At 59.1% G+C, this 6579-nt stretch carries 4 protein-coding genes; all 4 read left to right on the forward strand.

Annotated elements, in window-relative coordinates; genetic code table 11:
• Positions 1-730: flagellar basal body rod C-terminal domain-containing protein (locus AC1DLB_RS17680; RefSeq protein ID WP_477785358.1), on the forward strand; the 730-nt coding region annotated here is incomplete at its 5' end.
• Positions 731-743: 13 nt separating this feature from the next.
• Positions 744-2312, forward strand: a complete 1569-nt coding sequence (locus AC1DLB_RS17685) for a flagellar hook-associated protein 3 (protein ID WP_477785359.1) — start codon at positions 744-746, stop codon at positions 2310-2312.
• 121 nt (positions 2313-2433) lie between these two features.
• Positions 2434-6006, forward strand: coding sequence for a glycosyltransferase (locus AC1DLB_RS17690; protein ID WP_477744228.1), 3573 nt, complete (start codon positions 2434-2436; stop codon positions 6004-6006).
• Between the two features lie 217 nt (positions 6007-6223).
• A partial coding sequence (locus AC1DLB_RS17695) for a calcium-binding protein (protein ID WP_477781229.1) occupies positions 6224-6579 on the forward strand: 356 nt, incomplete at its 3' end.

Consider the following 6579-nt stretch of genomic DNA (forward strand, 5'->3'; position numbering starts at 1 on the left):
GCGAGCGATTGCTGCGGGCGGCAGCGGCACACTGACGATTCCGGCCAGCGGTCAACCGACCCTGACCACCAAGTTCGATATCTACGACACGGCGACCACCACCACGCTCCAGAACGGCCTGAAGACTTCGACGCCGGTCAAGATCGTATTTGGTGCGGCCGGTGGTACGACTCAGACTTACCAAATGCTCGATGCCCAAGGCAACGCGCTCAGCAGCGGCACCATCGTGCCGGGCCAGAACAATACGCTGAGCCTGACCATTCCGCTGGTCGACGGCACCGGCGCCGCGATCAATGATCCGGGACCGCCCATCGTGCAGCGCACTGTGTCGTTTGACATGACCGTGGCCGGTTCGCCAGGTAACGGCACTGCGATCAACGTATCGCTCAGCCAGCCGGGTTCGCTGGATAACCGTAACGGCACCACGCTGGCTGCCTTGCAGACCAAGCAGACCGTGGACACCGGTTCGGCCAGCAACGGTATTTCCCTGAACGATGCCTACGGCAAGCTGGTCTCGGGCGTCGGCGCCAAGGCCGCTCAAGGCAAACTCGACAGTGCCGCGACCACCGCCATCCTGGCCAACGCCAAGGGCGCTCGCGACTCGTTGTCCGGTGTCGACCTCGATGAGGAAACCGGCAACCTGGTCAAGTATCAGCAGTACTACACCGCGTCTTCGCAGATCATCAAGGCTGCGCAGGAAATCTTCAGCACACTGATCAACAGTCTTTAAGGAGTCGTAGCCCATGCGCATTTCTACCGCCCAGTTTTACGAGTCCTCTGCTGCCAACTATCAGAAGAACTTTTCCAACGTGGTCAAGAGCAGCGAAGAGGCCAGCAGCCTGGTTCGCGTGAATACCGCGGCCGACGATCCGGTCGGCGCTTCGCGTTTGCTGCAATTGGGTCAGCAGGCTTCGATGCTTGACCAGTACTCGGCCAACATGACCACCATCAAAGGCACCCTAGGCCAGACCGAGTCGGTGATGACCAGTATTGGCAACGTGCTGCAGCGCGCCAAAGAGCTGGCGCTCGGCGCAGGCAACGCAGGCTATACCGATGCCGACCGTCAGGCGAACGCTTCCGAACTGGGGCAGATTGAAGAGCAACTGCTCAGCCTGATGAACACCAAGGATGAAAACGGCAAGTACATCTTCTCCGGGTCCAAGGGCGATGTGGTGCCGTTCACCCGCAACACCGATGGCAGCTACGCCTACAACGGTGATCAGGTCACGCTGGATCTGCCGATTGGCGATACCCAGTCGATGGCCACCAACAGCACCGGTTGGGACGTGTTCCAGCAGGCGATCAACACTACCCGGACTCRGACCACGCTCACCGCGCCTGCGGTCGATGACGGTCGTGTGGTGTTGTCCAACGGTCAGGTCGAATCCGATGTCACTTACAACGCCAAGTTCCGCAGCGGCGAGCCTTACACCGTGAGTTTCGTCAGCGGCACGCAGCTGCAAATTACGGACTCGTTGGGTAATGATGTCACCGCTGAGGCCAGTCAGAACGGCGTGTTCAGTTCCACCAGCGGTGCGGCCACACAGACTGTCAGTTTTCGTGGCATTGATCTGAACTTGAACATCAACCTGCAAGCGGGGGATGTCCCGGGAACCGTGATCACCGGGCACAGCTTCACGCTGGCAGCCAAGCCGGACAGCTTCAACACTTCGCGCAGCCCGGGCAACCCGTCGACTGCGCTGGTGACAGGCGCCTCTGTGACCAACAGCACCAACTACCACGCCAGCTTCCCGGGCGGCGGGGCGATTCTCAAGTTCACCAGTGCCACGAACTTCGAACTCTATGCCGCGCCATTGACCGTCAACAGTAAACCGGTGTCCACCGGTACCATGGCCGGTACGACCGCGACAGCATCGGGTGTCTCGTTCACCGTGTCCGGTACGCCGGGTGCAGGCGATCAGTTCTCAGTGGCGGTCAACACSCACCAGACCCAAAACATTCTGGACACCGTCAGCCAGCTGAAAACAGCGCTGTCGACGCCAACCAATAATAATCCGATTGCCATTCAGCAAATGAACGCTGCAGTCACTGCCGGTATCGGCAACCTCTCCAGCGGCATGGACCAACTGGCCTCCGGTATCAGTTCTGTAGGCGGTCGCGGTGCGTCATTGGATACCCAGACTGATATCAACCAGAGTCTGGCACTCGCCAACACCCAGACCCAATCGGCCATTCGCGATTCCGATCCGGCTGAAGTGATGACCCGCCTGACTCTACAGCAGACCATGCTGCAAGCTTCGCAACTGGCGTTCAGCAAGATCGCTCAGTTGGGGCTGTTCAACAAAGTCTGAGTCAGGGCCTTCGCGATCTCGCGAAGGCTTGCGACTGCCGAGTGCAAACCGTCTTTATTCAGCGGTTCGGGGAGTTTCACTTCGTTGAAGTAAGCTCCCGCCGCTCGCGAGTTCTCCCGCCGTGAAACCAGCACCTCTTGTTACCATCGCCATCCCCGCCTTCAACCCGCAGTTCTTCCAGACGGCACTGCAAAGCGCGCTGAATCAGACCTACGCCAATCTTGAGGTGATCGTCTGCGATGACAGTGGCGGTGACGAGATCCGCGAGATCGTCGATGCCTGTGAGGTGCCTGTCTCGATTCGCCTGCGCTATGTGCGCAATCCTCAGCGCCTGGGTTTTCAGGGCAACCTCATGGCCTGCGCCAAAGAGGCCAGCGGTGACTATCTGAAATTGCTGTGCGACGACGACCAGCTGCTTCCTGAATGCATCACTCAGCAGATCGGTGGCTTCATCGACCACGCCGATGTCCACCTGGTGATCGGCCAGCGGCAGTTTTACGACGCTGATTACATCCTGCTTTCCGACCGTGTGGAAAATTGCTGTTTTTCCACCGGTGTCACCTTGTTCAAGGGCGAGGATCTGCTGGGCATTCTGGAAAGCAGTCTGGTCAATTTTCTCAGCGGCCTCAGCGGGGCGTTGTTGCGAACCCGCCATGCGCTGGAATATCTGCCGGCCCTGACTCAGATCGGCGAAGGTTTTATCGCGTGTCTGGACTTCGCCTTGTTTGCCTGCCTGCTACGGCGTGGCAATTTGGTGGTGGTAGGTCAGGTGTTGAGCCTTGAGCGTTTGCATCCGGCGCGGCTGAGCGATCAGGCACCAGTCAAGACTGCGGTAATGACCGAGCTCGACTGGCTCAAGCAAATGCTTGCCTTGCGCAGTGGTGAGCCGGCGCCTGCGCCGGGCTGGGTACGTTATCTGGCACTGGCTGATGCGATTGCGGGGCACGCCTATGCCTGGGAAGAAACCGCGCTGGGCCGGCAACTGGGCTTCATTCAAACGATGGTGCACACCCGGGTAGGCGTCGAGTGCGAGAGCTTTGCCGACATGTATCGGGAATGGCTGTCGTGCCGTCGTTTGAAACCGGCCCAGCAACGCTTGCTCGACGCCCGATTGCAGGGTTGGAGCTGGCGTCCACGCATCGTGCCGATTGTTCTCGACAGCGAAGGTGATGTTCCGGCGCTGGAAGAAACGCTCAAGAGCATTCGTCAGCAAACCTATGCTGCTGAGCAAGTGGTAGTGCTGTCCCAATTGCAGCACTCGCCATGCGACGGTGTGCAACATGTGCGCCTGGATGATGAACCGGTTACCCAGTTCAATCGTCTGCTGGCCCAGTTGGACAACGCAGACTGGATCTATCTGGTTCGCGCGGGGGATCGCTTGAATGAACTGGCTTTGCTGTTGCTGGCAGAGCGCATGGTGGAAATGCCTGACGTGCGCTGCCTCTACAGTGACGAGGGCGGATTGCGTGATGATGTTTCGGTCGAGCCGGTGTTCAAGCCGGACTTCAACCTGGATCTGATGCGCAGCTATCCCTATGTCGGCCGTGTGCTGGCCCTGCAGCGGCAGCGGATGATCGAGCTGGGTGGCATGCAAGACGGTTTTGGCGAGCTGGGTGTGCACGATCTGGTCTGGCGACTGGTGGAGAGTAACGGGCCGCATGCGATTGGGCACATTGCTGAAGTTCTCGTGGAGTCCGCTCTGTGTCTCTCCCAGTGGCTCACGCAGCCGCAGATTATCGAGCAGAGCCCTCGCGTGCTGGCCGCGCATCTGCAGCGGCTCGGCGCACCGCACCGGATTCGTCCCGGCAGCCAGTCGATGATCAATCGTGTGGACTACCTGCATGATGAGCCAGCCATGGTCTCGATCATCATTGCGACCCGCGATGAACTGGGCTCCCTGGAGCGTTGCGTCGAAAGTGTGTTGGAGAAAACCGCCTGCCAACGCTATGAAGTTCTCATTGTCGACAATGGCAGTACTGCCGTTGATGCCTGCAACTGGCTGTCAGCCATGGAGCAAATGGGCAGTGACAAACTTCGGGTGTTGCGCTGTGATCATGGTGACAATCTGGCGGCAGTGCAGAACTTTGCTGCCGGCCACGCCCGTGGCGACTATCTGTTGTTTCTCAGCCCCTACAGTGTCGTTGTGAGCCCTGATTGGCTCGACGAGTTGCTCAATCACGCTCAGCGTCCGGAAGTCGGTGTGGTCGGCGGTCGGCTGGTGAGTCCGCAAGGGCGTATCGAGGGCACGGCCCAGGTACTGGGGTTGCGGGGGGCCGTCGGTGTTCCCAATCGTGGTGAGCCGCTCAACACGTCCGGTTACATGCAGCGCCAGCAGACGGTACAGAATTTCAGTACCGTGGGCATCGATTGTCTGCTTGTGCGCAAGAAAGTTTTTGATGAGCTGCATGGCCTGGACGAGCAAAATCTGGCGCAGGCACTCAATGGCGCTGACTTTTGCCTGCGCGTGAGGCAAAACGGATACCTGGTGGTGTGGACTCCCTACGCCGAATTGATGCGAGTGGTTCCATCCTCTGCCTTCACTCCCGCTCCCAGGGTGCTACAGGCCGAGCAAAAAAGTTTTTACCAGCGATGGTTGCCGGTGATAGCCAGGGATCCGGCCTACAACCCTAACCTGAGTCTGGGCGCCAGCAACTTCAGTCTGGAGCCGGGATTCAAGGATGGCTGGGACCCGTTCTCGCGCCCGCTTTTGCCCAAGGTGCTGGGGATCCCAATCAATACCACCGCAGTGGGCCATTACCGGGTTGCCCAGCCGTTCCGTGAGTTGGAGGCGGCCGGGCGCGTGATGGGGCACCTGAGTTATCACACGCCGACAGACATTGACCTTGAGCGGTGCTCCCCCGACGTGATCGTGTTGCAGGGGCGCTATAGCAAGAATGCGGTCGATGAGGTTGAGCGAGTCAAAAATTGTTCGCACGCTTTCCGCATCTTCGAACTTGACGATTATGTGATTGATGTCCCGAAGAAGAACGCGCACCTGCGCAAGGCTGAGGTCGGGGTCGATAAAATAGTGCGCCGTGGCGTAGGGCTGTGTGACCGGGTTGTGGTCTCGACCCAGCCCCTGGCCGATGCATTGCGGGACATGCATCACGACATCCGGGTCGTCCCGAACATGCTTGCCCCGCATCTCTGGACCGGGCTCACCAGCCAGCGCCGCACCTCTCGCAAACCTCGCGTGGGTTGGGGCGGCGGGACGAGTCATGATGGAGACTTGGCAATCATTGCGGACGTGGTGCGCCTGCTTGCCAACGAAGTCGAATGGGTGTTCTTCGGCATGTGTCCGCCAGCTTTGCGTCCGTTTGTCCATGAGTTCCATCCCAGCATCGGCCTGGAGGCCTATCCGGCCAAACTGGCCAGCCTGAACCTCGATCTGGCCTTGGCACCGCTGGAATTCCATATCTTCAACGACTGCAAGAGCAACCTGCGTCTGTTGGAGTACGGCGCCTGCGGTTATCCGGTGATTTGCACCGACACTGAGGCCTATCGCGGCTATCTGCCTTGCACCAAGGTCGTGAGCAACAGCACCGAGGAATGGCTCGAGGCAATCCGCATGCACTTGTCCGACCCTGATGCGAGCTATCGCATGGGCGATGCGCTGCGCGAAGAAGTGCTGCGCGATTACATGCTCAAGGGCAACAACCTCAACTACTGGGTCGAGGGCTGGCTGCCAAACTGATCGAGCATGGATGTACACCTGCAGGCGGCCTTGGGCCGCCTGTTTTGTTTGTACCGGGCGCGTTACAAATTTGCGGCGGCCGGCTCAAGCCCGGATTGGTTTGCGTCGATACAGGCTCCACAGCTTCGTTCATATGAAAGACCCTTCTGCGACGCGTGTTTGTACATCGCTACGGGAAAGGTATCTGGTTCAACAACATGGCAAGGAAGAAGTCGCAATGGCAGTGATAAACGGGACAAACGGCGTGGATACGCTGACAGGTACCAGTGGGGATGATGAGATCTATGCCTTGGGTGGCAATGATGTGATCAAAGGGAGTGCCGGTGCGGACAAGCTGGATGGCGGCACGGGTACTGATACCGTGGACTATTCGGCGTCGGCTGCTGCGGTGAACGTTGATATTCGTACCGGCGGTGGGCTCCCCGGAGTTGGTGGTGACGCGCAAGGCGACACCCTGGTCAACATCGAAAAGGTCATCGGTACGGGGTTCAACGACACGTTCAACGTTGACCTGAGCACCGTGACCCTTGATGGGGGCGCGGGTGATGATGTCTACATCATCAACGGTTCTGG

This window comes from Pseudomonas sp. 05N434 (assembly GCF_056396965.1).